This is a genomic window from Paraburkholderia sp. J69-1 (assembly GCF_905220255.1).
Classification (GTDB): Bacteria; Pseudomonadota; Gammaproteobacteria; order Burkholderiales; family Burkholderiaceae; genus Paraburkholderia.
Genome location: NZ_CAJMZG010000005.1, coordinates 185044 through 209763, shown reverse-complemented (window position 1 = coordinate 209763; position 24720 = coordinate 185044). Strand labels below are relative to the sequence as shown.

The following is a 24720-nucleotide window of genomic DNA, read 5'->3' as shown; positions in this document are numbered from 1 at the left end:
GACGTGTTTGCCATGGACGCACGTCTGCGCCACGACATGAAACGGGAGCGGGCGCGTGCCCGGCGCGTTGTGACAGATTCATTGTCGCAACTGTGTCAGTTTTATTTTGTTCTACGCTAGGCGGTGTGCTTTCGCGCGTCGACGCGCTCGATTGACAGCGGCGTGCGCGCGTCAGTCCGATTTGCCTGCGTACCACGTGGGATGAAACGCCTTGACGATCGCGCCGTCGGCCTTGAGCGCGTAGCAGCCGTCGATCTGGAACGGCCGCTGCGCGTGGCTGGCGTTGAGATCGATGCTCATCGTCTGGAACGCGGCCGTGGCCACCGCGCCGATCAGCTCCGTCAAATGCGTGCAACCCCGCGTGCCGCCCACCAGACGCCGCACGTCGCGCATGAAACCGGCTGCGATCGTCAGGCCGTGCAGCTGGCGATAGTCCTGTCCGGCCACGTCGCAGTAGCCCGCGTACGGGACCACGAACGATTCCACGCGCACTTCGCGAATCACCAGATCGCTCCCCACCGTCATGCACAACAGCATGTCGTGGATGGGCTCGCCCGCTTTCACGTTGACGCCGTGCGATTCGCGATCGTACGACTTGGTGTCGCGCAAACGGCCTTCGATATCGTAAAGACCGTCCGCGCGCCGATAGCCTTGCAGCACGATGTTGCGGGTGTGGAGCAGGGTGCGTGCGTCGTCTTGCGCTTCAGCCTGCGCGCGGGATTCGGCGGCGCTCACAGCGCGCTCACGAGTTCCGGTACGTTCGTGAACAGATCGCCCACAAGACCGTAATCGGCGACGCTGAAGATTGGTGCTTCGTCATCCCTATTGATTGCGACGATGACCTTCGAATCCTTCATGCCGGCCAGATGCTGGATCGCGCCCGAGATGCCGACTGCCACATACAGTTGCGGCGCGACGATCTTGCCGGTCTGGCCAACTTGGAAGTCGTTCGGCACGTAACCGGCATCGACTGCCGCGCGCGACGCGCCCAGTGCAGCGCCGAGTTTGTCGGCGAGCGGTTCCAGAACCTTCGTGTAGTTTTCGCCGCTGCCGAGGCCACGGCCGCCGGAAACGATGATCTTCGCGCTCGTGAGTTCCGGGCGATCGAGCTTCGTGACTTCACGGCTCACGAACTGCGAGAGGCCCGAGTCAGCCGCTGCTTCGATCTTTTCCACCGCTGCGCTGCCGCCCACCGCTGCGACCGGGTCAAAGCCCGTGGCGCGCACGGTGATGACCTTGACCGGATCTTGAGACTGCACGGTTGCAATCGCGTTGCCGGCGTAGATCGGGCGCTCGAACGTATCGGCGGAATTGACCGCCGTGATATCGCTGATCTGCGCAACGTCGAGCCTCGCGGCAATGCGCGGCGCAACGTTTTTACCCGCTGCCGTGGAAGGCGCGAGGATGTGCGAGTAGTTCTTCGCGATGTTCAAAACCGTCGCTTCGACGTTTTCCGCGAGACCTTGTTCGAGCTGTGGCGCGTTGGCCAGCAGCACCTTCGCTACGCCCGCGATCTTCGCGGCCGCATCGGCGGCCGCTTGCGCGTTGTGGCCTGCGACCAGCACATGCACGTCGCCGCCAAGCTGTTGCGCCGCGGCAAGCGTGTTCAACGTTGCCGGCTTGAGCGCGGCATTATCGTGTTCGGCAATAACCAGAATCGTCATTTTTTACAGATCCTTTTACAGTACCTTGGCTTCGGTCTTCAGCTTCTCGACCAGCGTCTTCACATCGGCGACTTTCACGCCCGCGCTGCGCCGGGGCGGCTCGGCGAGCTTGAGCGTCGTCAGACGCGGCGTGACATCCACTCCGAGATCCGCGGGCTTGATCGTCTCCAGAGGCTTCTTCTTCGCCTTCATGATGTTCGGCAGCGTGACGTAGCGCGGTTCGTTCAGGCGAAGATCGGTCGTGACCACAGCGGGCAACCTGAGCGAAAGCGTTTGCGCTCCGCCATCGACATCACGCGCGACCGTGGCACGGCCGTCGGCAATCGCGACCTTCGAGGCGAAGGTCGCTTGCGGAAAACCGGCCAGGGCGGCCAGCATCTGCCCGGTCTGATTGGAATCGTCGTCGATTGCCTGCTTGCCGAGAATCACCAGCGAGGGCTGCTCTTTATCGACCAAAGCCTTCAACAGCTTCGCCACAGCCAGAGGTTGAAGATCCTCACTGGACTCCACCAGAATCGCCCGATCCGCGCCAATGGCCAGCGCCGTGCGCAACGTTTCCTGCGCCTGCGAAACACCGCACGACACTGCAATCACCTCGGTTGCCACGCCCGCTTCCTTCAAGCGCACTGCTTCTTCAACCGCGATTTCGTCGAACGGATTCATCGACATCTTTACATTGGCGATATCCACCCCCGTGCCGTCCGATTTCACTCGAACCTTCACGTTGTAATCGACCACGCGTTTCACTGGCACCAGAATCTTCATACTTGCATGTTCTCCATAAGGCCGCGCTCAGGCGGTCTGAATTACGCAGCCCGAATTACGCGGCTTGAATGCGTCTCGCGCGATCGACGATGGGTTTGTCGACCAGCTTGCCATCCACCGAAATCGCGCCGCGCGGATTGTCGGCAAGAGCGGCCAGCACGCGTTTGGCCCACGCACGCTCGGCGTCGCTGGGCGCGAAGCCGCGATTGACCGCGTCGACCTGCTTCGGGTGAATGCAGAGCTTGCCGCCGAAGCCGAACTGACGCGCATCGAGCGTGTCGGCCGCGATGATTGCCGGGTCGTCGGTCGAGAGCGTGACGCCGTCGACGGGCGCGGGCAGCCCCGCAAAACGCGACTCGATGACGAACTGCGAGCGCACGTAATCGAGCGCGCGCCCGCTGCTTTCCGTGCCCGCATCGACGCTGTAATCGAACGAGCCGAAGGCCAGCCGCACTACGCCGCTGGCATGCGCGATCTGCCGCAGCGCCACTACGCCTGCGACGCTTTCCACCAGCGCGACCAGCTCCACGTTGCGGCCGCAGCGCGCGGCAATATCGGCGAGCTGGCTCGGGTTTTCGGCTTTCGGCACCATTACGCGGCGCAGGTTGGCGGCGTTGAGCATCGCGACGTCGGCCGCATGCCATGGCGTGCCGAACGCGTTGACGCGTACCATCACGCGCTCGCGTTCGGTGTCGGCCATGCCGGTGCGCAGCCACGACGCGAGCTGATCGCGCGCGCCGGTCTTGGCGTCGGGCGCGACGGCGTCCTCCAGATCGATGACGACTTGGCTTGCCTCGGTTGCCAGCGCCTTGAAGAAGCGTTCCGGCCGGTCGCCGGGAACGAACAGATAACTGCGTGCGATCATGAAGATTCCTTTCGAAAAGGCTTCAGACGCCGGCCCAACCTCGCTGGAAGGTTTCGGAGTAGCTGAAGCGCTCGGCAGGGTGAATGCTGATCGCCACCTCGACGATCTCGCCGCGCCGGTTCAAATAGCGGCGCGACAGCCACAGCGCCGGCGTACGCGGCTTGGCATTGACCAAGCGCGCGACGTCGGCGGGCAGCGCCACCGCCTTGATTTCTTGCTGCACCTGCGCGATCTGCTCGCCGAACTGACGCTCGATCAGCGCGTAGATCGGCGTATGCGGGGCGTCCTCGACGCCCGTCAGCGAACGGAACGCAGGCTGGATATACACCTCGGTGTAGCAGATCGGATCGATGTTTTCCGGCGAACGGCGCACGCCTTTCAGGCGCAGCCAGGTTTCGCCGGATTTGGCTTCGAGCATCGTGCGCAGCGCAGGATCGTCGATCTCGACGGTCTCCTGCTCGAGCAGATGCAGCGCGGTGTCGGCGGTATAACGGTGCAGGTCGTTCAGTTGCTGCATGACCTGCCGATAGCCGCCTTCCGCGCTCGTGGCCTTGACCGTGGTTCCCACGCCCGCCTGACGCACCACCATGCCGAGTTGCACGAGTTGCTTGACCGCTTCGCGCACGGTCGAGCGACTCGCGCCGAACTGCTCGCACAGTTCGAATTCGGTGGGAATGGTGGAACCCACAGGAAAGCGCCCACCCTGTATTTCGTTGATGAGCGTCTGCGCCAACTGCATATAGCGTGGCTGCTGACCGAGCACATTAACCATCTTTTGCACGCACGAAGAGAGATTGACAAACAGAGTCGCCTGTCGCGCCGCGTCGTGCGTTGCCTGCAAGGTCATTGCACGACACCGCTCTCGCGCAGGGCGGCGACTCGTTCAGCATCGTAACCGAGTTCGGCGAAGAGTCTGGCGTTGTCCTGACCCAGTTCGGGCGCGGCCCGCGCCGGCAGCGGCTCGTCCACGCGCACCGGCGCCGCCACGCCGCGAATTTTGCCAAAGCGAGGATGCTCCGCTTCGACCACGTTCTGGCGCTCGGCCACGAACGGACTGTCGAGCGCCTGCTGGATATCGTAGACCGGCGCGGCGGGCACGCGACCGCCCAGGCGTTCGAGCCATTCGACCGTGGTCGCGCGTGAAAGCGCCGCGTCGAGTTCCTGCTCGACCAGATCGCGGTTCGCGAGCCGCGCCTTGAAGTTGCAGAAGCGCTCGTCGGTGATCCACGAAGGACGATCGAGCGTCTCGGCCAGCACGCCCCAGAACTTTTCCTTGTTGCACATGAGGAAGATCCAGCCGTCCTTCGTCTTGTACAACTGGCTTGGCGTGAGCGAAGGATGCGCCGAGCGGCGGTCGCGCCCCGTCACCGTGCCGCCGTTCAGATACCACGTGCCCACGTAGGCGAGGTTATGCAGCGCGACATCGAACAGACTCGTGTCGAGGTCGCGGCCCACGCCCGTCGCGCGCGCCTGCACGAGACCCGCGAGCAGCGCCATGGCGGCGGTGGTGCCCGTCATCAGGTCGATGATCGACAGGCCGAAGCGCGCGGGCGGCGCGTCGGGTTCGCCCGTTACCGAGAGATAGCCAGCTTCCGCCTGCATCAGATAATCGTAGCCAGGCCACGACGCGCGGCTGCCGGTGCGTCCATACGCTGAAAGATGCGCGCAGACGATGGCCGGATTGGCTTCTTTCAACTGCTCGTAGGTGAGGCCGAGCTTCACGGGCAGGTCACCGCGCAGGTTGTTGAACACCGCGTCGGCGGTGCGCACGAGATCGTGCAGCACCTCGCGTCCTTCGGGCTTTTTCAGATCGAGCGTGAGGCTGCTCTTGTTGCGGTTGAAAGCCTCGAAAAAGTGGCTGTCGCCTTCGCCGAAGAAGTGCGGCCCGACCGCGCGGCCCACATCGCCGCCTTCGCGGAAATTCTCGATCTTGATGACTTCCGCGCCGAGATCGGCCAGATGTTGCGTGGCGAACGGGCCCGCGCCGTATTGTTCGATGGCGACGATGCGTACGCCGGAAAGGGGCAGGCTCATGCAGGGTTCCTCGCAATCAGCATCTTCGCGATGATCAGGCGTTGCATCTCGTTGGTGCCTTCGCCGATGGTCAGAAGCGGCGCATCGCGATACAGCCGCTCGACGTTGTATTCCTTCGAATAACCGTACGCACCGTGAATGCGCATGGCTTCCATGCTGTTTTCCACCGCTGCCTCGGTGGCGAAATACTTCGCCATGCCGGCTTCCATGTCGCAGCGCAGGCCCTTGTCGTAAGCACGCGCAGCGGAATCGGTGAGCAGGCGCGCGGCTTCCACGCGTGTTGCCATTTCGCCGAGCTTGAGTGCGATGGCCTGGTGCTCGCAGATCGGCTTGCCGAAGGTCTTACGCTGCTGCGAATACGCCACGGCTTCGTCGAGCGCCGCCTGCGCTACGCCCACGCCGCGCGCCGCCACGTTGATGCGGCCCAGTTCGAGCCCGCTCAGAATCTGCTTCAGGCCAAGGCCTTCTTCGCCGCCGATCACGCGCGAAACCGGCACGCGGAAGTTCGTGAAGTTGAGCTCGCAAGTGTCGATGCCTTTGTAGCCGAGCTTTTCCAACTGGCGGCTCACCTCGAAGCCCGGACCTTTTTCGACGATCAGCAGACTCATGCCCTTGTGGCGCGGCTGCGCATCCGGGTCGGTCTTGACCAGCAGCGCGAGCAGGTTGCCGTACTTGCTGTTGGTGATCCACGTCTTGCTGCCGTTCACGATGTAGTGGTCGCCGTCGCGCTTCGCCACCGTGCGGATCGCCTGCAGGTCGGTGCCGCAATCCGGCTCGGTCAGGCCAATGCCGCCGCGCAGTTCGCCCGTCGCCATGCGCGGCAGGAACTCGCGCTTTTGCGCCTCCGTGCCGTTGCGCTGGATCGTCATCGCCATGATCAGATGCGAATTGATGATGCCGCTCACCGACATCCACACCGCCGAAATACGATCGACGATCTTCGCGTAGGTGGACGTGGACAGCCCGAGGCCGCCATATTCGGTGCCGATGAGACAGCCGAACAGGCCCATCTCCTTCATCTTTTCGACGATCTCGTGCGGGTATTCGTCCTTCGCGTCGAGGTCGTGCACATAAGGTTTCACTTCCGTCTTGAGAAAGCGGTCCAGCATGTCGAGAATCAGCGTTTCGTTCTCGGCGTAGTCGCCGGCGTCCCGTTGATGATCGGCGTCGATCGTAGCCATCGTCACTCCTGGTCAGTCGTTTCGTTGTGCGCGCAACGTGTGCGTGCGGGTATTGGATTCAGTGTCGATTCAGCGGGCCGCGCCCAGCACCTGAGCAAGTTCGCGAGCGCTCAGGCGCTCAAGCGAGAGCACCGCTTCGCAGATGCGCGTCGCCGCGTCGTGTGACACCTTGCGCTGCGCGTTGTCGTAGAACTTCGCGACGATGTCGTAGTTGCTGAGCGGCCGGTCGGCGCTGCCACGATTCACGGCTTCGCGGTGCGTGAGCGTGCGCCCGTCACGCGTGTGGATCGTCACTTCGCCCGTGTAATGCTGCGGGAAAGTGGTCTCGGGATCGACTTCGTGTGTGACGCGGGCGGCGAGGGCGCGCACGGCTTCGTCGGCGAGCGCGGCGGGGTCGAGATCGTCGAGCGTGAAGCGGCCGTGCAGCAGACCGGTCGCGACGATGTACGGAATGCTGAACTGCGCGTCGTAGCTGTTCGACGGCTTCTGCTTGTTTTCCACCGGCTCGCAGATGATAGGAATGGTCGGGCCGGGCACGCGCACCACCACGCGCTCGATCTCGCTGGCCGCCAGTCCGTGCGCGCGATGCAGGGCGATGGCCGCATCCGAAGAGGCATGCGTGAAATGGCAGGCCGGAATCGGCTTGAGCGCGACACCGTCGATTTCCCACGTCTCGCCGAGGCCCGCCGTAGCGAGCGAGAGATCGTCGGCGCCCAGCGGCGTTTTCATGTAGAGCGAGTACAGACCGAAGCGGCCTTCGTACGGCGCACCCGGGCCGATATAACCGTGCTTCGCGAGCGTCGCCGCCGTGGTGCCCGCGACCGCGGCCCAACCGGGATGCAGACGCTTGGTCCATGCGCCGTCCTCCAGAAACTCCAGGCTGCCCGAGGCCATCGACAACGCAATGCCCTGGGCGTGCTGCGCCTGTTTCTGCGACAAGCCGAGCAGACGCGCCGCGCCCAGCGCACAGCCGAACGTCGCCACGAGCCCGGTCGGATGGAAGCCCGTGTTGTGGAAGCCGCTTTTCGCGGCGGCGCCCACACGCGTCGACACTTCCATGGCGCAGAGATAGGCCGCGAGCAGAGCGGCGCCGCTTGCGTTTTCGCGCTCGGCCAGATTGAACGCGACGGGCAGCGCGCTGGCGGTCGAATGAATCACGCCGCGTGCATGGGTATCGTCGAAATCGAGGCTATGAATCAACAGGCCGTTGAGCAGCATGGCGTCGCGCAGCGCGAGCTTTGGCGCGTGGCCGAACACGGTGGCGCTGCCGTCGCCGAGTTCCTGCATCGCGGCGAGCGTCGACGTGGCGTAAGGCAAGTCGATCGTGGCGCAGGCGAGGCCGATGCTGTCGAGCATCAGATGCTTCGCGCGTTCGCGTACGGCGGCGGGCACGTCATCGATGTCGAGCGAGGTCGTGAAGGCGGCCAGTTGCTGCGCGATGGTTTGCGCGTGTTGTGCGTGCTGCTCGATGTCGTTGCGAGCGTTCATCGGGTGGCTCCCTGATGGTTGAGCGATAACGGGTCGGCGCTGGGGTCTTCGTCGGGCGAGACGGCTTCGAGCGAGAACTGGTTAGCATCGACGCCGAGTTTCAGCACGGCGATCACGAGCAGCGCCAGCACGCCGGCCACCATGCCGAGCACACCGAACAGGCCGAGTTGCGCAAACAGGATGACGGCGGCGTACGAAGTCAGCATCGACGCGATCCGTCCGCACACGCCCGCCACGCCGGTGCCGCGCAGGCGCAGCGCCGTGGGAAACAGTTCGGGTACATAGCCGAACAGACCGAGTGTGACGATGGCGTAGATGCAGCTGACCAGCGTGAGGCCGACCACGGCGATGGCCGCGTTGGCCGTCATTTGCGGATAGACGAAGCCGAGCACGATCGTGACCAAGCTGAAGAACACCACGCCCTTGGCGCGGCCGAGGCGATCGGCGGTGAGGTAGCCGAGCACGGCGCCGAGCGGCGCGCCCAGCGACATCAGCGTGGTGAAACCGAGCGAGGTGACGATGTCGCGACCTTCGTGCACGAAGAAGGTCGGCAGCCACGCGACGAAACCGTACACGGCCACGTTCACGGCCACGGCGGTGAGGGCGGCCGTCAACGTGCGGCCGATCATGCCGCGGCGGAACAGCGCCGAAAGCGGGGCGCGCGGCACTTCGAGATTCTGCGAACGCGTGACCTGCGGCAGCGGGCCCTTGAGTTGCTCGACTTCCTGCTCGATGGCGCGCACGGTTTCCTCGGCTTCGGCGGTGCGGCCGACCGATTCGAGCCAGCGCGGCGACTCCGGCATGCGGTGACGCAGCGCCCACACGACCACTGCGCCGATGCCCGCGATGCCGAACATCCAGCGCCAGCCCAAATGCGGAATCACCACATAGCCCACGCTGGTCGCCATGACGAGCCCCGAGTTGACAATCAGGCCCAGCAGCGAAATCCAGCGGCCGCGATACGCTGGTGGAATGAATTCGCACAGCGTTCCGGCCGCCACCACGAGTTCCGCACCGAGCCCGATGCCCATGAGAAACCGCGCGCCGATCAGCCAGTGAATACTCGGCGCAAATGCAGCGGCGAATGACATCAAGCCGAACAGCGCGAGATTGAATTGATACGACGAGCGCCGGCCGAAGCGGTCACCGAGATAACCCGAGAGGCCCGCGCCGATCACCATCCCGAAAAAGCCGCACGAGACGAACAGCGCGTTGAGCTGCAGCGTGGAAAAGCCCGTCTTGAGCATCGCCGCGGACACGCCGCCGGCGAGATAGACGTCGAAGGCGTCGAGGCACGCGCCCGCGCTGATGAGCCCGAGAATCTTCCAGTGAAACCGCGACATCGGCAGCCGGTCTAGCCTGGCGCCCGAGCTAACGTTGTGACTCACAGTTGTCTCCAGTCCTGTGGCAGTGAACCGTCGCGCCGGCCGCTCTGTGGATGATGTGGCGGTTTATCGGCGTGACGGCAAAACAGCGGAACGCAGCGGCGTTCCGTGTGCTTGTCCTGCAGGTGCTCAGGCCTCGTTGGTGCCGTGGCCGCGTTTGGCGATCAGCGCCGAACGAATGTAGTCGAGAACGGGCTTGCCGTCCTGATTGAATGCGCGCGTGTGAACGGTCACGATGCCTTGCGTGGGCCGCGATTTCGATTCGCGCACTTCAAGAACTTCGGACTCCGCATAAAGCGTATCACCCGCAAATACCGGGCCTGTGAGGCGAATTTCCTTCCATCCGAGATTGGCGATGGCTTTGCCGCTCACGTCGTTGACTGACATGCCGAGCACGATTGCCACGGTGAGGCCGCTGCTCACGAGCAGTTTGCCGAATTCGCTCTTCGACGCGTGATTCGCATCGCAGTGCATCGGATGCGGATTCATCGTCAGCAGCGAAAACTGGATATTGTCCGCATCGGTAATGGTGCGGCCCGGGCGATGTTCGTAGATGTCGCCCACCGTGAAATCCTCGAGATAACGGCCGTAGCTGGCACGGTAGCGCTGCGTCCCCACTTTCTCCGACTGCATCATGGTCTGTCTGCTCCTGTCTCAAATGTCACTTTGTACGGACAAAGTATCGGGCGCAGTGAGTTGGGGTGTCAAGCAGGAGGTTTCTACGGTTTACCCTGGCGATTCGAGGAACGGGTGCGGGCGGAATTTGTATCGACGCTATAGGACAAAGTCGCTATTTCTACGCGGCATTGGCAGTCCACGCAGACGCGTGAAAGTAGAACGCCGATAGCCGATAGCGACCTTTATCCCGTCTGGGTGGCTGCCAGAGAATTGCGGAACGTGGCGATCAGCGGGTTATCGTCGCGAGTGCGTGTGATCATCACGAGCTTCGTGCGCAGATCGAGATCCTTGACAGGAATAAAGCGCACGTCGCGCCGGTTGTTTTTCGACGTAGAGCGGCCGACCAGCGTCACGCCTAGGCCCGCACCCACGAGCGCCAGCGCCGTATGAATCTCGATGGCTTCGTGCGCCACATTCGGGCTGCCCCCTGCGGCCTTTAGTGCTGCCAGCATCTGCTGCCCGAATTGACTGCGCGGGTCTTTCGGATAATGGATAAAGGGCAGCCGCGATAGCTCGGCTGCCGTCACTGACCGCTGTTTCGCCAACGGATCGTCGATTGGGATGACGGCTACGAAAGGCTCGTCGAGCATCACCGTGTACTCGAGATCCGGGCTGGTATCGAACGGGCCGATAAATCGTGCGATGCCTAGGTCGATGCGACCTTGCCGCAGGCGCTCGGGCTGATATTCGGAAAGCGCTTCGACCAGATCGAGATGCACGTCCGGGCATCGCTCGCGAAAGCGCCGCACCGCAGCCGGCAACACCGAAAACGCCACCGAACGCACGAAGCCGATGCCAAGCCAGCCGCGTTGTCCCGAGGCAATGCCGCGCGCCTCGTCGTCGAGCCGCCCGAAATGCGATAGCAGTTCCTTTGCACGCGGATAGAAGTATTTGCCGAGCGAAGTGAGTTCCATCGGCCGGCGCGAGCGATCGAACAATGCTCCGCCGAGATGTGCCTCAAGCTGCGCTAACTGCATGCTGATGGCCGTAGGCGCCACGTAGAGCGCGTCGGCGGCGTCGGCCGCACTGCCGGCCTCGACCACGGCGCAAAAATAGCGAACTTGCCTAAGATTCATTTTTATTGAACTAAAGCTCAAAAAACGATGTTTGATATCGCTCAGACTTTATCTAAAACTAGCCGCACGATCAAATTTCAAAGAACTAACATGAGCAGTCAAGAGACATCGGTCGAAGCCATTGCCGCCCTGCGTGTGCTCGGCAGCGCGACGATTTACGAAGCCCAGGGCGCTTACGGCGCGCTCGATAGCGGCATCAAACCGATTCATCCGTCCATGTGCGTCGCCGGTCCGGCCGTCACGGTGGATACGCGCCCCGGCGACAACCTGATGCTCCATTACGCCATGCTGAAGGTGAAACCGGGCGACGTGCTCGTGGTCGACGCAAAGGGCTTTCTCGAAGCCGGCCCGTGGGGCGATGTCTTCACCGAACTCGCGCTGCAAAGAGGGTTGGCGGGGCTGGTTATTCACGGCGCGGTGCGCGATGCCGGCACGATCATCGAGCAGGGTTTTCCGGTGTTCGCGCGCGGTTTGTCGATCAAGGGCACGGGCAAAAACCAGCCGGGCAAGCTTAACGTGCCGGTCACGATTGGGGATGTGCGGATTCATCCGGGCGATATCGTGGTTGGCGACATCGACGGCGTGGTGGTGGTGCCGCAGCATGATGTCGAACGCGTCGTCCAGGTCAGCCGGGAGCGCGAGGCGAAGGAACAGGCGTTCCGCGAGAAGATCCGCGAGGGCGCCACGACGGTTGAATTGATGGGGCTCGACGTGACGCTGCGCAGTTTCGGTCTGACCTGAGGCGCGATTCGGTCGCGACTCGGACGCAATTCGGTCACGATTCGGTGCGACCAGGGCGCATCACGATAGAAAAACATGGAGTGAGACACATGGAAAAGGACACCGCGTTGTCTGTGGCAAATGCGCTTGCAGCGTCGGCGCGCCCTACGCGTTATCGCTGGGTCGTCGCTACGCTTTTCTTTCTGATTTACACGGTAGCCGCCGCCGATCGCGCCAATCTCGGCATCGCGCTGCCATTCCTGCGCAAGGAATTCACGATGACGAACGCCGAAGCCGGCGCGCTCGTCAGCGTGTTTCTGATCGCCTATGCGCTTGCGCAAGTGCCCTCGGCGCTCATTATTTCGCGCTTTGGCGTACGGCGTGCGCTGCCCATTTCGATGATCCTGACGTCGATCGCCACGGCGCTCACGGGGATGGCCGGTTCGCTGCTGACGCTCAAACTCTGCCGCCTCGCGCTTGGCTTCGCCGAAGGGCCGCTGCCGCTTGGCATTGCCGCGACGATCAACAACTGGTTTCCCGCGAAAGAAAAGGGCACCGCTTCGGGATTGTTTCTATCGGCCGTGAAATTCGGTCCGGTCATCACACCGATTCTTGGCGCTGCGGTGATTTCGGTTTGGGGATGGCAGGCGATCTTTGTCGTCTTCGCGGTGCCGGGCTTACTGTTCTCGATCATCTGGTATCTCATGGTGGCTGATAAGCCGGCCGATAGCCGCGCGGTCAATCAGGCGGAGCGCGAACTGATCGACACGGCGAGCCCGAAGGCGGGCAGCGCCATGCACATCGAGCGCACGAAAGCCATGCCGTGGCTCGACCGGTTGACGCGCGTGCGCAGCGAGAAGCCGCTGGAAACCACGCGCACAGTGCTGACTTCATGGAACATCTACGGCTGCGCGCTCGGCTATTGCTGCCAGCTCGGCATTTCCAGCGTGATGCTGGCATGGATACCCACGTATCTGCTCAACGTGAAGAAGTTCAGTGTGGCCGGAACCGGCTTTGTGGCGGCGGCGCCGTGGGTGGGCGCGGTAGTCGGCAACATCCTCGGCGGCTGGCTTTCGGATCGCGTGCTTGGCAGGCGTCGCAAGCCGGGCATGATGTTCTCCGCGATCGCCACTGCGGTCATGATGGTCGTGCTGATCCAGTCGCCCACATCGCCAGTTTTATACGGTTTCGTTATCTTCTTGGCGGGGGTGGCGTTGAGTGTCGGCTTTTCCGCATATATGGTCTACCCGACGTCGTTTGTCGCGAAAGCAAAGTTTCCGCTAGCGAACGCGATCGTCAATATGGGCGGGCAGCTTGGCGGCGCGGCGACGCCATTCATCGCCGGATTGCTGCTCGATCATTTCGGATGGGATTACGTGTTTGGCTTCATGTCGGTGATTTCGGCAGTGACGTTTGTCATTTTGCTGACGATCACGGAACCCCTGGACACGCGTGCGTCCCATCGTCAATGATCCGAACTGCGTTGAACATCCGCTGGGTAGCCGAACGTGTTTCCATCGTTCCCGTTAAACTGCTGGTCGGATTTACGGACCATCCGGCGCGCCTCGTGAAGCTGCACAGCGCCAGGGCATGGCTTTCGATACGATTTCAGTAATTCTTCGAAAACAATGCCTGCTGCTCTCAAGTCATGGAAGCTGATGCCGTAATTCCGGTTACGCAGGCTTCGGCGGTCGGTCAACGACGTATGCGAATGCCCCAGCAAACGTCGTTTCATCGAACTTCATCGACCATGAATAGCCTTTCGCGCGTACAGCCGCACAATGACGTGTATGAGCTTCTCGTTCAGAGCATCACGCGCTATGCGATCTATATGCTGGACATTGACGGCTTCGTCGCCACGTGGAATTCGGGCGCCGAGCAGAAGAAAGGCTATCGGGAAGAGGAAATACTGGGGCGGCACTTTTCCTGTTTCTATAGCCGCGAAGATCGCCTGAATCAGATTCCCGCGCGCAACCTGCACGTGGCGCGAACGAAAGGGCGATACGAAGCCTATGGCTGGCGCCTGCGCAAGAATGGCACGGCGTTTCGGGCCCATGTCGTAATCGATGCGCTGCGCGACCCGCAAGGCGAATTGTTCGGCTTCGCCAAGATCACGCGCGATTGCACCGATATTGCGGCCTTCGACACCATGCCCGCCGAAGGCGAAGACGTGAGCCGGTCTCCAGTAAGCGGGGCGGAGCACGCAATGTTGATGCTCGATGCCGATGGTCTGATCTCACACTGGAGCGCGAGCGCACAGATGTCCGGCGGCTATTGCCAAGACGATGTGGTCGGCAGGCATTATGGCTCGCTCTATACCGCCGACGATCAGGCGAGCGGTAGGCCCGAGCGCGAACTGCGCGCCGCAATGCGCGAAGGGCGCTTCGAGGGCGATGGATGGCGCGTGCGTAAAGACGGCGTGAGCGTCTGGTCGCATGTGGTTATCGAGCCGATCTATCACGCGGGCAACGAGCTGTTTGGGTACGCGGTGCTGACGCAGGACCGGACCGAAGCGCGCCGCATACAGCAGCAGTCGCTCGATCATGAGCGACGTTTTCGCATGCTGGTCGAAGGCGTCACCGACTACGCGATTTATATGCTCGATACCCGGGGCTGCGTTTCGAACTGGAATGCCGGCGCGCAACGGGCCAAGGGTTATAGCGCCGAAGAGATCGTCGGGCGGCACTTCTCGCTGTTCTACACCGAGGAAGCGCGCATGCGTGGCTCACCCGAAAGCGGACTGCGGCAGGCGCGCGAGACGGGCAAATTCGAAGCTGAGGGCTGGCGTCTGCGCAAGGACGGCGGCAAGTTCTGGGCGCATGTGGTGATCCAGCCCATCTACGACGATGCGGGCGAGTTGTTCGGCTACGCGAAGATCACGCGGGATCGCACCGAGCAACAGGAGTCGGCACTTACTTTGGAAGCGACCCGGCGCAACCTCGATCTCGCGCTCGACAATATGCGTCAGGGCCTGTGTCTGTTCGACCAGCAGGAGCGCCTTGTCATCGCGAACCGGCAGTTCTCGTTGCTGTTCGATATGTACGAAGCGCCAGCGGCGGGCGCGAGCCTCAGTGCGTTGCTGTGGCGCATTGGCAAGCAATTGCGAGGACAGTCCGCGAACCGCGCAGCGCTCATGACACAGTTTCGCCGCGTGATTGCGGCAAGCTCCACGCCGGATACCGCAACCGAAGTCAATCTGGCGAATCGCGTGATCTCCGTGACGACCCGGCAGTTGTCCCACGGCGGCTGGGTATCGACGCTCGAAGATGTCACGCTGCGGCACGCCGCCGAGAAGCAGGTTCGTCATCTGGCGCTACACGATCCATTGACCGACCTGCCGAACCGCTTTGCGTTCCACGCGAAACTGCAGCATCGGCTTGCCGATCTGCGGCGCAGTCAGCCGTTTTGTCTGCTGTATCTCGATCTCGACCGCTTCAAGTCGGTCAACGACACGTTTGGGCATCATTCCGGCGACGAATTATTGCGTGCGGTCGCGCAACGTCTTGCCGCGAGCGTGCGTGAGGGCGATCAACTGGCGCGCCTCGGCGGCGATGAGTTCACCATTATTCTCAACACGCCCAGAGGCGTCGACGATGCCAGGGCGCTGGCCATGCGATGTATCGAGATGCTCTCGAAGCCGTTCGCGCTGAGCCGGGGCGAAGCATCCATTGGTGTCAGCATCGGTATCGTCGAGCTGCCTCGGGGTGTGGACGTCGCCGATAAAGCGCTGGAGCGCGCGGACCTTGCGCTTTATGCGGCCAAGGCGGCCGGGCGCAACTGCTTCCGCGTTTTTGAAGGCGATATGCATGATGCGGCCAGCCAGCGCAACGAACTCGAATTCGAGCTTCGGCGTGCGATGAGCGCGGAAGATCTGCGGATTCACTATCAGTTGATCGTCGACGGCATCTCCGGTATGCCGACTGCTTGCGAAGCGCTGCTGCGCTGGCCGCATCCGCGACACGGCAATATCCCGCCGTCGAAATTCATTCCGCTTGCAGAAGAGCGTGGTTTGATGCCAGAGCTGGGCGCCTGGGTACTTCGTCAGGCGTGTCTCGACGCGGCGCAATTGCCGATGCCATTAAGACTTCACGTCAACGTTTCGGCCGCGCAGGTCACGCGTATCGATTTCGTCGATACCATGGCGCAGGTTATTCGCGAGTCGGGTCTGCCGGCGTCGCAACTCGAAATCGAAATCACGGAAACCGCATTGCTCGAATCGTCCGAGACCTTGCGCTCGGTGCTGAATTCGCTTCGCGCACTCGGCATTGGGATTGCAATGGACGATTTCGGTACCGGCTATTCGTCGCTCAGCCTGCTTCGGGACTTTTCGTTCACGAGTATCAAGATCGACCGCAGCTTCGTGAAGGACGTGGAAGAGAGCCGGAAATCGCGGGCAATTGTCCGTTCGATCGTCGGGCTCTGTAAGGACTTGAATATTGCGGTTATCGCGGAAGGCGTCGAGACCGAACAGCAACGCGACATACTCGTGCATGAGGGATGCACCGAGCTTCAAGGTTTCCTGTTTGCGCGCCCCGTTGCTCTATCCGATATCAAAGCGTCGCTGCCGGATTGGGCGGTTTAATGCTGGGGGCTCAGCTTGAGCCAGCCCAACCAGCCTGTTGCGTACGCAACGATATCGATCAGCCTTGCTTGCGCGCGCGGGCTGCCGCAACGAGGCCGTCGAGCCAGTCCTGATGACCGTTGATCATGGGATTCGGTTTGGCATTGCGCAGATCAACGGCCGGCTTGCCCTTCTGGCTTTCTTGCGTAAGGATGCGCACGCGGCCACCGTCGAGATCTTCAACCAGCCAGGCGTGGATGACGTCCAGACGCGTGTCGCCTTCGCCCGCCCAGCCGTGCCATGCAACGCGGCCCGGCTCGCCGTTCGCGGGCGCGACGAATTCCGTGCATTGCGACTCGACCGGAAAGCCAAAGGTTTCGAAGTAGAAGCGCGCGCCATCCTGCAGTTCCGGCCCTTTGCCGTCGTGGAAGCGGATGTTCGCCGAATTGGCGTAATAGGTTGGCCAGTGCGACGGCGTGCTCAGCAGTGGCCAGACATCGGCCGCACTCAGACCGGCCACGATTACTTCGTTAGAGCAGTAATTATCTGTGAAACCGGGCGTGTAATCTTCGGGCCAAATGATTGCGTTCATCTTCATTGCGATACTCCAGAATGGGCGATTGATGAGGGGATGATGCACGTCCGTCTGAAATAACGCCAATGACATCTTGTGATTCCTATTATCGATTTACGTGATATCAGGACCATGTCCTTGCTGCCGCCCAAGCTGCACGGCACGCCCGTAAATCGCTTCCATGAGGAGCGTCGCGCTTTGCGGCGGCGCCGAGAACTTCGAATAAACGAAGGTCGCCGTCATTTCCAGATTCTCGACCAGCGGCCGCACGGCGCAAGCGGCACCTTGCGCGGCGAATTCATCGACGATCGCAAGGCCCAGACCGCCGCGCACAAGTGCGAGCGCCTGATCGGCGTGCGTGACGTCCACAACCGAAGTGAGATCGACGTCCGCATGCTGGCAGGCGCGCACGATCACGGTGCCGAAGGGAATATCGCGGCGAAACAGGATCATCGGTTCGGACTGGAGATCGGCCAGCGCAATGCGTTCCTGCGACGCCAGCGCATGCCCGGACGGCAGCGCGCACACCATGCGTCCGCGCATGAACGGTACGACTTCCAGATGTTCGTGCTCAATCGGCATCGAAGTCACTGCCAGGTCGACCGTCTTGCTCAAGACCTCCATCGGCATTTCCGCCATGAGGGTCGTGTGCCAGTCGACCCGCAGACCCGGCAATCTGCGTTTCAGCTCGACGATTGCGGGGGCAACGATCGTGGTTGCGAGCGACGGGCTGCACGCCACGCGCAACAGACTGGATGGACCGAGCGCCAGCGCGCGCGCGAATTCATCCACGCGCAGCGCGGACTGATAAACCTGCTCGACTTCACGAAACAGCGCCTGCGCTTCCGCCGTGGGAATCAGGCGGCCTTTGGTGCGTTCGAACAGGCGCAGTCCCAGCGTGGTTTCGGTGTGCGAGACCAGCTTGCTCACGGCGGGCTGGGACACGTAGAGCATTTTGGCGGCGGCGTTGATCGACCCCGTCAGCATCACCGCACGAAACACTTCCATTTGCCGGAGTTTGAAGCGCATTGCCGTTCCTGAGGCCCGCGCGGCGGGCCATTAACCAAAAGTTATAGGATAGCTGAAACTCGGCATACGACAGCCGTGCGGCACTTCCCTAGTATCTCCATCAAGGACCGCACCGACCAGAAACGGGCTTCAAGAACCCGGCGGCGTGGCAAAAATCAATGATGGAGACGCGATGAACCCAGTCCAGACATCCAGGGCGCTCGGCGCCTGTGCCGATCCGGCGACGATGAGCGCCGCGCGTACCCGCACGCGATTCGGCATTCTCGCGCTGCTCTCGATCGGCACGATGATCAATTACCTCGATCGCAGCGTAGCCGGCATTGCCGCTCCCGCGATGAGTCACGATCTGGGGCTGACGCCCGCGCTGATGGGCGTGATTTTCTCCGCGTTTTCGTGGACCTATACCGCTTCGCAGATTCCCGGCGGCCTGTTACTTGATCGAATCGGCACGCGCTGGACGTATTTTTTCGCGCTGACCCTGTGGTCGTTTTTCACCGGCTTGCAGGGACTTGCAACGGGATTCGTCTCGCTGATCATCATGCGTCTTTTGATCGGCGCGGCTGAAGCGCCGTGCTTTCCCACCAATAGCCGCGTCGTGGCGATCTGGTTTCCGCAAAGCGAGCGCGCGCGGGCCACGGGCGTCTACACCTTCGCCGAATATGTGGGCCTTGCGTTCCTGAGCCCGCTGCTGTTCTGGCTCGAACAACGCTACGGCTGGCGTGCGCTGTTTGGCATGGTTGGCGCGGTCGGGGTGGCGTTCGGCGCGGTGTGGCTGATGCGCTTTCACGAGCCGCATCAGTCGAAACGGGCCAATCGTGCGGAACTCGACCATATCGCGAGCGGCGGTGGCGTGATCGACGGCAGCCAGGAAGTGACACGCTTTCGCTGGTCGGATGTGGGCGCATTGCTGCGCCACCGCAGCATGTTCGGCATCTGCATTGGCCAGTTCGCCTGCAACTCGACCAATGTGTTTTTCCTCACGTGGTTTCCGACCTATCTCGCCACCGAGCGGCATATGCCGTGGCTAAAGGTGGGCATCGTCGCCGTGCTGCCGTTTATTGCGGCTTCGGTGGGCACGCTGTCCGGCGGCTGGGTCTCCGACGCCATGCTGCGCCGTGGCGTTTCGCTGAACTGGGCGCGCAAGCTGCCGGTGATCTCCGGGCTGCTGCTGGCGGCGACGATCGCAACGGCGAATTACGTCGATTCGACGGCCGCGGTCATCGCCATTCTTTGCGTGGCGTACTTTGCGCAGGGCATGTCGGCGCTCGCCTGGATGATTGTTTCCGATATCGCGCCAAAGGGTCTGCTCGGCCTGAGCGGCGGCATTTTCAATCTGTTCGCGAATGCCGCTGGCATTGTCACGCCGCTGGTGATCGGTTTGATCGTCAACGCAACAGGATCGTTTGTCTACGCACTCGCATTCATTTCGGCCGTCACGCTGATGGGCGCGCTCTCGTACCTCTTTGTGGTCGGGGACATCAAACGGATTGTTCTCGATCCACTCGCGAATTCCCGCACTTGAACTTCAAAGGAAATGTTAGCCATGAGTCACACTCTCGACGGCCAGGTCGCTATCGTCACGGGCGCCGCGCGCGGCATCGGGCTGGGCATCGCGCGCCAGCTCAAGGCGGATGGCGCACGCGTCGTAGTCTGGGATCTCGATACCGCGGGTTGCGATGCAAAGCGTCTGGGTTTTACGCCCGATCATCTGGAATCCGTCGATGTTTCGTCATACGAATCGGTTGAGCGAGCCTTCGAATCGACGGTTGCAGCGCTGGGGTGTGTGGATATTCTCGTCAACAACGCGGGTATCAACGGGCCGGTGGCGCCGAGCTGGGAATATCCGCTCGACGCCTGGCATCAGGTGCTGGCCGTCGATCTGAACAGCGTGTTTTATACCTGCCGCGTGGCAGTGCCGCATATGCGCAAGCGCGGCGGCGGACGCATTCTCAATGTCGCGTCGATCGCGGGTAAAGAAGGCGTGCAATTCATTTCGGCGTATTCGGCAGCGAAGGCGGGCGTGATCGCATTTACTAAATCGGCGGCCAAAGAACTGGCTCACGACAACGTGCTGATCAACTGCATCGCGCCGGCCATGGTCGAAACGGAACTGTTTCGCGAAATGTCGGACGAGCATATCGTCGCGAGCAAGGCAAAGATTCCGATGGGCCGTTTCCTGCAGATCGAAGAAGTAGGCCGCATGGTGAGCTGGGTGGTCAGCCCCGCATGCAGTTTTACCACTGGCTTCACCTTCGACCTCACGGGCGGGAGGGCCACGTATTGAAACCGGCAGAACCGCTCGCCCGCCCGCTCGCCGCCGCACATTTGACGGTGCTCGACCATGCGCCCACGCAATGGGTGTGTCTTGCGGCTCGCGCCGGTTTCAGTGGCGTGGGGCTGCGGCTCTATCCGGCCGCGCCTGGCGGCGTGTCTTATCCGATCATCGCCGGCAGTGCGGCGCAACGCGAGTTGCGCGATGTGCTGAGCGGCGAGGGCGTTGGTGTTTTCGATGTCGAATTCGTACCGGTTGTGCCCGAACTCGATCCGGCTTCCTTGCTGCCGTTGTTCGAAACGGCGGCGTCGCTGGGCGCATGCTGTGTGAGCGTATCGGGCGATGACCCTGACGAAGCACGTCTTGCGGAGAAACTCGCCGCGCTTGCGCAATTGGCAAAACCATTCGGGCTGCGAATCGATCTGGAATTCATGCGCTGGCGGCATGTTGGTACGCTCGCGCAGGCACGCGCTGCGATCGAGCGAGCGGCTCAACCCAATCTTGCGGTGCTAATCGACGCCCTGCATCTGTCTCGCGCGGGCGGTACGCTCGACGACGTTGCAGCCATGCCGCCCGAGATGCTTGGGTTCGCGCAGCTTTGCGACGCGCCCGCAAGCCTGCCCGCCAACGACGAGGAAGCGATACGCGAGGCCCGCACCGCACGCCTTGCGCCCGGCGACGGCGCGTTGCCGCTCGACGCTCTGTTACGGGCGTTACCGCGAACGTTGCCGCTGAGCGTCGAAATGCCAATGCCGTCATTGCATCCGCAAGCGCGGATTGAACTGGCTTATCGCAGCGCGCGACGCGTGGTGGATCGCGCAAGCGTTGCTGCAAGTGTTTGAAGAGGAAAACAACCCATGTCCGTATTCGACGACGACAAGATCGACTGCCATTGTCACGTGTTCGATCCCCTGCGCTTTCCGTATCGCGAGGACACGGTTTATCGGCCGGCGCAGCAGGAAGTCGGTACGCCGGACCAGTTCGTGCGCGTGATGGATGCTTATGGCGTGCGCCACGCGTTGCTGGTTGGCCCGACGAGCGGCTATCGCACCGACAATCGCTGCATGCTCGACACCATCGAATCGTGGGAAGGGCGCTTTCGCGGCGTGGCGGTGGTCGACCACACTATCGCGCGTGGCGAACTGGCCGCAATGCAGCGCGCCGGTGTAGTGGGCGTGGCGCTCAATGCCGCGATGGAGGGGCTTGACGCAGTGCGCAACGCGGGACCGCTTTGGGCCTTGCTCGCGGATCTCGGCATGATTGCGCAGGTGCAGGTGGAGGGCGACCAGATGAGCGCGCTGGGACCGTGGCTCGCGAATCAGCCGGCGCAGATGGTGGTCGATCATTGCGGTCGCCCGCATAGCGCGGATGGTATCGGCCAAGCGGGTTTCGACTCACTGCTGCGGCTGGCGGATACTGGCCGGGCGAGTGTGAAACTCTCGGGCTGGCAGAAGTATTCGCGCGGCTCGCATCCTTATGAGGACACCTGGCCGTATGCCCATGCACTGCTGCGCGCATTCGGGCCCGAGCAGTGCATGTGGGGTTCAGACTGGCCATTTCTGCGCGCGCCCGAGCGGCTCGATTATGGCCCGCTGCTGACGCTGTTCGAGGCTATCGTGCCCGACCCGGTCGTCAGGCGCCAGATTCAATGGGACACGCCGCGACGGCTGTTTGGTTTCGATACGCCGCTGCGCGCGGGTACGTCCAATGCGAACGTTGATCGTGCGTTGCGCAAAGACAGTTCGAACGCCTTACACTGCACTATCGATGGTCCGTCCGTTTGATTGAATACCCGCGTTGGCGCGCCATCAGGCAAAGGAGAACGCAGCATGACCGCTCCACTGCATCCCGTGATTACCGTGTTCGAACGCTCGCCGGATCGCGGCAAGGGACTGGCGCGGGACATGCGGGTGCGCTGGGCGCTGGAAGAAACCGGTCAGACGTACGAGGTTCGTCTGGTCTCGTTCAGTGCGATGAAAGAGCCCGCGCATCGCGCGCTGCATCCTTTCGGGCAGATTCCGACTTATGAGGAAGGTACGCTCGCCTTGTTCGAGTCGGGCGCGATTGTGTACCACATCGCCGCCTCGCATTCCGGCTTGCTGCCCGACGATCCGCAGGCCAGGGCACGCGCGATTACCTGGATGTTCGCCGCGCTCAATACGGTCGAGCCGCGTGTTCTCGATCTGCAGACGATCCGCTTTCAGGAGCGCGATAGAAGCTGGTATGCGGAGCGTTTGCCGCTTGTCGAAGATCGCATTCGCGAGCGCTTAAGCGATCTTGCCGATCGGCTGGGTACTGCGGATTGGCTCGATGGCGCGTTCAGCGCGGGCGATCTGTTGATGGTGTCGGTATTGCTGAGATTGAAGGCTTCAGGTTTGCTCGATGAATTTCCAGATCTCGCCGCTTATGTTGCGCGCGGCGAGGCGCGGCCTGCGTATCGACGCGCCTTTGCGGCGCAACTGGCGCTTTTCAATCGCGGTGAATCCGGCGCGTGAAACTGCGCCGGTTTTCTGTGGAAAAACTCCGCGGATTTCAGGAACGCATCATTCGCGCCGTGCCCGAAACGCGGATCGAACTGCCCGCTTCCGGCGTAATTCTGGCGCGCAGAAGCGAGCGCATACCCATATCCTCGCCCTGAACGATTTCGATGCCTCCTTCATGCGGCCACTGAATATCGCGCAGATAGCCCGCGAACGCAGCCGTTGCCGCGCCGGTGGCGGGATCTTCGTAGACGCCGCCGAAGGCAAACGGATTACGCGTGTTGAAGCGCTGCGGTGTTTCGGCGTGGGCTAGCAGAATCGTCGCCCATCCTTCGCGGATCATCAGAGCGCGCCCGGTATCGAAATCGTATTGCATCTCTGCGAGGGTTTGGCGGCTGTCGAGCATTAGCAACAGATGATCGGCGCCACCGTGAATCAGTGCGGGCGCGATTCTGTGATCGAGATTCTCTTGCGTAAAGCCGAACAGATCGAGCGCTTCGGCGAGCAGCGCAGCGGGCACCGGCGCGCTGCGCGTGGGTGGCGATTGCAGCGCCGCCGAAACCAGTTCGCCGCTGCGCCATGCTTCGACGGTAATGGCGGTGCGATTGAGCACGAGTGGAAATACGCCATCGCCCTGTTTGAGCGCCAGCGCTGCGCCGAGGGCAATTGTTGCGTGTCCGCAGAACGGCACTTCGGCGGCGGGCGAGAAGTAGCGAACGCGCCAACCGTTATCGTTATCGGCGCGCGCGGCAAAGGCCGTCTCCGAGAAGCCAACTTCGGCCGCGATCTGCTGCATTTCATCGTCTGGTGGGAGTTGATCGGCAATAACGACTCCGGCTGGGTTGCCACCTGTATCGCCATCGGAGAATGCAGCGATTTTGAGGACGTTCATATTGGCTCCTTTTGGCTGTTGTTTTAATACTTCACAATGGTCAGGAGAATACCTTAGTCGTACCGTGTCGCGATGTCTCGATCGCGCGCAATAGGCATCCTCACAAATGCCCTGCCTTACACTATGAATCCACACGGAGGCTCCAATGAACGCCAAATGCCAATGCGGTCAACTCTCTGCTGCTCTAACAGGTGCGAGCACAACGGTTATCGCTTGCCATTGCAGCGCTTGCCAGCGGCGTACCGGATCGCCGTTTGGCGTATTGGCCTATTACCCGAGCGAGTCCGTCGAGATCACCGGCACCGCAACGCGCTATGAGCGGCCAACGCCCACCGGCGGAATATTCGAAACGTTTTTCTGCCCTGTCTGCGGATCGACCGTTTATGCACGCGCGTGGAAAAATCCCGCATTGATTGGGATCGCGGTTGGGGCAATCTGCGATCCTTCCTACTCGGCGCCAATGTGGTCGGTTTGGGAAGAAGGCAAGTATTATTGGGTTGAAATTCCGGCGCCAGGCGGGCATTTTCCACAGGGCCGCACCTAACCCACTCCCGGCGAACCGGGAGGGCATTTAGAAATTAAAATCGTCGTATCAATAAACCGGAAGCGAGCGAAGCGGATATCTATTGATCCGGCGTCGTTGAACTAACGTCGACTGCCGGCGCTATCGCAACCGTACTCTGTACAGGCGGAACAGGACTGTCCTGACTTTGATGAGTCGCTGTGCCGGGGCTAACAGCGTGTTGAATGGCCGGCGTGGCCACATACGGGACGAAAGCGGCAACGGCCACCATGATCACGAAGGCAAACATAAGTTTCACCTGTCGGTCGGATTGAGGGGCCTCCCCGGGCGCAGTGACATGTCGTTTGTTCGCTCCATATTTGACCTGATCGTCAGTATTCTCGACGATTGCGGCACGGAATTAAATTGAGCTTTATTTGGAAGTAAAGTATAGCGAGTAAAATAATTAAAACAAGATTTAATATTCAGACAATGCTCATATGTTTTTAATTTATTAATCAGTCATTTTTGCATTTGTCGGAGTAAAGAAACTT

24 protein-coding genes are annotated in these 24720 nt (G+C 61.7%); 9 read left to right on the top strand and 15 right to left on the bottom strand.

Features of this window, described 5'->3' with window-relative positions; genetic code table 11:
• Positions 1–171: 171 nt before the first annotated feature.
• The 11 genes from U5A67_RS11175 to U5A67_RS11125 all read right to left on the bottom strand — a co-directional run bounded on the left by U5A67_RS11175 (position 172) and on the right by U5A67_RS11125 (position 11136).
• Entirely contained in the window at positions 172–735 is a 564-nt protein-coding gene (locus U5A67_RS11175; protein WP_321814039.1) for a DUF2889 domain-containing protein, read from the bottom strand.
• Complete coding sequence (locus U5A67_RS11170) at positions 732–1664, bottom strand: electron transfer flavoprotein subunit alpha/FixB family protein (RefSeq protein WP_321814038.1); 933 nt, start codon at positions 1662–1664, stop codon at positions 732–734. Before U5A67_RS11170 ends, U5A67_RS11175 begins: the two co-directional genes overlap by 4 nt.
• Positions 1665–1679: 15 nt before the next feature.
• The gene (locus U5A67_RS11165) at positions 1680–2429 is read right to left on the bottom strand and encodes an electron transfer flavoprotein subunit beta/FixA family protein (protein ID WP_321814037.1); all 750 of its coding nucleotides are present in this window, start codon (positions 2427–2429) and stop codon (positions 1680–1682) included.
• Positions 2430–2484: 55 nt separating this feature from the next.
• Positions 2485–3294 carry a CoA ester lyase gene (locus tag U5A67_RS11160; RefSeq protein ID WP_321814036.1) on the bottom strand — a complete coding sequence of 270 codons (810 nt, stop codon included), beginning with the start codon at positions 3292–3294 and terminating at the stop codon, positions 2485–2487.
• Between the two features lie 22 nt (positions 3295–3316).
• Complete coding sequence (locus U5A67_RS11155; protein WP_321814215.1) at positions 3317–4066, bottom strand: GntR family transcriptional regulator; 750 nt, start codon at positions 4064–4066, stop codon at positions 3317–3319.
• 71 nt (positions 4067–4137) lie between these two features.
• Positions 4138–5328: a CoA transferase gene (locus tag U5A67_RS11150; RefSeq protein WP_321814035.1), complete on the bottom strand. Its 1191-nt coding sequence runs from the start codon at positions 5326–5328 to the stop codon at positions 4138–4140.
• Positions 5325–6509, bottom strand: coding sequence for an acyl-CoA dehydrogenase family protein (locus U5A67_RS11145; protein WP_321814034.1), 1185 nt, complete (start codon positions 6507–6509; stop codon positions 5325–5327). The genes U5A67_RS11150 and U5A67_RS11145 overlap by 4 nt, the downstream gene beginning before the upstream one ends.
• A 69-nt stretch (positions 6510–6578) precedes the next feature.
• A complete protein-coding gene (locus U5A67_RS11140) occupies positions 6579–7997 on the bottom strand; it encodes an MmgE/PrpD family protein (RefSeq protein WP_321814033.1) in 1419 nt (472 codons plus the stop codon).
• The gene (locus tag U5A67_RS11135) at positions 7994–9340 is read right to left on the bottom strand and encodes an MFS transporter (protein WP_415767818.1); all 1347 of its coding nucleotides are present in this window, start codon (positions 9338–9340) and stop codon (positions 7994–7996) included. Before U5A67_RS11135 ends, U5A67_RS11140 begins: the two co-directional genes overlap by 4 nt.
• A 171-nt stretch (positions 9341–9511) precedes the next feature.
• Entirely contained in the window at positions 9512–10015 is a 504-nt protein-coding gene (locus U5A67_RS11130) for a MaoC family dehydratase (RefSeq protein WP_205982261.1), read from the bottom strand.
• Between the two features lie 227 nt (positions 10016–10242).
• Positions 10243–11136 (bottom strand): LysR family transcriptional regulator, encoded by an 894-nt coding sequence (locus U5A67_RS11125; protein ID WP_321814031.1) that lies wholly within the window; start codon positions 11134–11136, stop codon positions 10243–10245.
• A gap of 90 nt (positions 11137–11226) precedes the next feature.
• Here U5A67_RS11125 and U5A67_RS11120 point away from each other — a divergent pair, with 90 nt between their 5' ends.
• Both U5A67_RS11120 and U5A67_RS11115 read left to right on the top strand, forming a co-directional pair.
• A complete protein-coding gene (locus tag U5A67_RS11120; protein ID WP_321814030.1) occupies positions 11227–11877 on the top strand; it encodes a 4-carboxy-4-hydroxy-2-oxoadipate aldolase/oxaloacetate decarboxylase in 651 nt (216 codons plus the stop codon).
• Positions 11878–11966: 89 nt separating this feature from the next.
• On the top strand, positions 11967–13328 hold the full coding sequence (locus tag U5A67_RS11115; protein ID WP_321814029.1) for an MFS transporter: 1362 nt from the start codon (positions 11967–11969) through the stop codon (positions 13326–13328).
• Here U5A67_RS11115 and U5A67_RS11110 read toward each other — a convergent pair.
• Positions 13322–13591, bottom strand: a complete 270-nt coding sequence (locus tag U5A67_RS11110; RefSeq protein WP_321814028.1) for a hypothetical protein — start codon at positions 13589–13591, stop codon at positions 13322–13324. The two genes, U5A67_RS11115 and U5A67_RS11110, sit on opposite strands and share 7 nt — an antisense overlap.
• A gap of 15 nt (positions 13592–13606) precedes the next feature.
• Between U5A67_RS11110 and U5A67_RS11105 the strand changes: the two genes are divergently transcribed.
• Positions 13607–16438 (top strand): EAL domain-containing protein, encoded by a 2832-nt coding sequence (locus tag U5A67_RS11105; protein ID WP_321814027.1) that lies wholly within the window; start codon positions 13607–13609, stop codon positions 16436–16438.
• Between the two features lie 58 nt (positions 16439–16496).
• On the opposite strand, the gene U5A67_RS11100 is transcribed toward U5A67_RS11105, so the two are convergent.
• Positions 16497–17009 carry an SRPBCC domain-containing protein gene (locus U5A67_RS11100; RefSeq protein WP_415767810.1) on the bottom strand — a complete coding sequence of 171 codons (513 nt, stop codon included), beginning with the start codon at positions 17007–17009 and terminating at the stop codon, positions 16497–16499.
• Between the two features lie 96 nt (positions 17010–17105).
• Positions 17106–18020, bottom strand: coding sequence for a LysR family transcriptional regulator (locus U5A67_RS11095; protein WP_321814026.1), 915 nt, complete (start codon positions 18018–18020; stop codon positions 17106–17108).
• 172 nt (positions 18021–18192) lie between these two features.
• Here U5A67_RS11095 and U5A67_RS11090 point away from each other — a divergent pair, with 172 nt between their 5' ends.
• Genes U5A67_RS11090 through U5A67_RS11070 form a run of 5 tightly spaced genes read left to right on the top strand, consistent with a single transcriptional unit; the run spans position 18193 to position 22787 of the window.
• Entirely contained in the window at positions 18193–19542 is a 1350-nt protein-coding gene (locus U5A67_RS11090; RefSeq protein WP_415767809.1) for an MFS transporter, read from the top strand.
• A gap of 21 nt (positions 19543–19563) precedes the next feature.
• On the top strand, positions 19564–20304 hold the full coding sequence (locus U5A67_RS11085; RefSeq protein WP_321814025.1) for an SDR family NAD(P)-dependent oxidoreductase: 741 nt from the start codon (positions 19564–19566) through the stop codon (positions 20302–20304).
• Positions 20301–21134 (top strand): sugar phosphate isomerase/epimerase, encoded by an 834-nt coding sequence (locus U5A67_RS11080; RefSeq protein WP_321814024.1) that lies wholly within the window; start codon positions 20301–20303, stop codon positions 21132–21134. The genes U5A67_RS11085 and U5A67_RS11080 overlap by 4 nt, the downstream gene beginning before the upstream one ends.
• A gap of 15 nt (positions 21135–21149) precedes the next feature.
• Positions 21150–22076, top strand: coding sequence for an amidohydrolase family protein (locus tag U5A67_RS11075; protein ID WP_321814023.1), 927 nt, complete (start codon positions 21150–21152; stop codon positions 22074–22076).
• A gap of 45 nt (positions 22077–22121) precedes the next feature.
• Complete coding sequence (locus U5A67_RS11070; protein ID WP_321814022.1) at positions 22122–22787, top strand: glutathione S-transferase family protein; 666 nt, start codon at positions 22122–22124, stop codon at positions 22785–22787.
• Between the two features lie 37 nt (positions 22788–22824).
• Here U5A67_RS11070 and U5A67_RS11065 read toward each other — a convergent pair whose 3' ends face one another.
• The gene (locus tag U5A67_RS11065) at positions 22825–23664 is read right to left on the bottom strand and encodes a PhzF family phenazine biosynthesis protein (RefSeq protein ID WP_321814021.1); all 840 of its coding nucleotides are present in this window, start codon (positions 23662–23664) and stop codon (positions 22825–22827) included.
• A 145-nt stretch (positions 23665–23809) separates the two neighbouring features.
• Here U5A67_RS11065 and U5A67_RS11060 point away from each other — a divergent pair, with 145 nt between their 5' ends.
• Positions 23810–24208, top strand: coding sequence for a GFA family protein (locus U5A67_RS11060; protein WP_321814020.1), 399 nt, complete (start codon positions 23810–23812; stop codon positions 24206–24208).
• Positions 24209–24720: the final 512 nt, after the last annotated feature.

Bases quoted from the DNA above. Each gene is read 5' to 3' on its own strand.
- U5A67_RS11130 (WP_205982261.1), bottom strand. From the start codon at position 10,015: ATGCAGTCGGAGAAAGTGGGGACGCAGCGCTACCGTGCCAGCTACGGC.
- U5A67_RS11100 (WP_415767810.1), bottom strand. From the start codon at position 17,009: ATGAACGCAATCATTTGGCCCGAAGATTACACGCCCGGTTTCACAGAT.
- U5A67_RS11090 (WP_415767809.1), top strand. From the start codon at position 18,193: ATGAACCCAGTCCAGACATCCAGGGCGCTCGGCGCCTGTGCCGATCCG.
- U5A67_RS11150 (WP_321814035.1), bottom strand. From the start codon at position 5,328: ATGAGCCTGCCCCTTTCCGGCGTACGCATCGTCGCCATCGAACAATAC.
- U5A67_RS11075 (WP_321814023.1), top strand. From the start codon at position 21,150: ATGTCCGTATTCGACGACGACAAGATCGACTGCCATTGTCACGTGTTC.
- U5A67_RS11145 (WP_321814034.1), bottom strand. From the start codon at position 6,509: ATGGCTACGATCGACGCCGATCATCAACGGGACGCCGGCGACTACGCC.
- U5A67_RS11140 (WP_321814033.1), bottom strand. From the start codon at position 7,997: ATGAACGCTCGCAACGACATCGAGCAGCACGCACAACACGCGCAAACC.
- U5A67_RS11110 (WP_321814028.1), bottom strand. From the start codon at position 13,591: ATGAAACGACGTTTGCTGGGGCATTCGCATACGTCGTTGACCGACCGC.
- U5A67_RS11160 (WP_321814036.1), bottom strand. From the start codon at position 3,294: ATGATCGCACGCAGTTATCTGTTCGTTCCCGGCGACCGGCCGGAACGC.
- U5A67_RS11095 (WP_321814026.1), bottom strand. From the start codon at position 18,020: ATGCGCTTCAAACTCCGGCAAATGGAAGTGTTTCGTGCGGTGATGCTG.
- U5A67_RS11115 (WP_321814029.1), top strand. From the start codon at position 11,967: ATGGAAAAGGACACCGCGTTGTCTGTGGCAAATGCGCTTGCAGCGTCG.
- U5A67_RS11120 (WP_321814030.1), top strand. From the start codon at position 11,227: ATGAGCAGTCAAGAGACATCGGTCGAAGCCATTGCCGCCCTGCGTGTG.
- U5A67_RS11125 (WP_321814031.1), bottom strand. From the start codon at position 11,136: ATGAATCTTAGGCAAGTTCGCTATTTTTGCGCCGTGGTCGAGGCCGGC.
- U5A67_RS11155 (WP_321814215.1), bottom strand. From the start codon at position 4,066: ATGGTTAATGTGCTCGGTCAGCAGCCACGCTATATGCAGTTGGCGCAG.
- U5A67_RS11165 (WP_321814037.1), bottom strand. From the start codon at position 2,429: ATGAAGATTCTGGTGCCAGTGAAACGCGTGGTCGATTACAACGTGAAG.
- U5A67_RS11065 (WP_321814021.1), bottom strand. From the start codon at position 23,664: ATGAACGTCCTCAAAATCGCTGCATTCTCCGATGGCGATACAGGTGGC.
- U5A67_RS11170 (WP_321814038.1), bottom strand. From the start codon at position 1,664: ATGACGATTCTGGTTATTGCCGAACACGATAATGCCGCGCTCAAGCCG.
- U5A67_RS11085 (WP_321814025.1), top strand. From the start codon at position 19,564: ATGAGTCACACTCTCGACGGCCAGGTCGCTATCGTCACGGGCGCCGCG.
- U5A67_RS11070 (WP_321814022.1), top strand. From the start codon at position 22,122: ATGACCGCTCCACTGCATCCCGTGATTACCGTGTTCGAACGCTCGCCG.
- U5A67_RS11105 (WP_321814027.1), top strand. From the start codon at position 13,607: ATGAATAGCCTTTCGCGCGTACAGCCGCACAATGACGTGTATGAGCTT.
- U5A67_RS11060 (WP_321814020.1), top strand. From the start codon at position 23,810: ATGAACGCCAAATGCCAATGCGGTCAACTCTCTGCTGCTCTAACAGGT.
- U5A67_RS11135 (WP_415767818.1), bottom strand. From the start codon at position 9,340: ATGTCGCGGTTTCACTGGAAGATTCTCGGGCTCATCAGCGCGGGCGCG.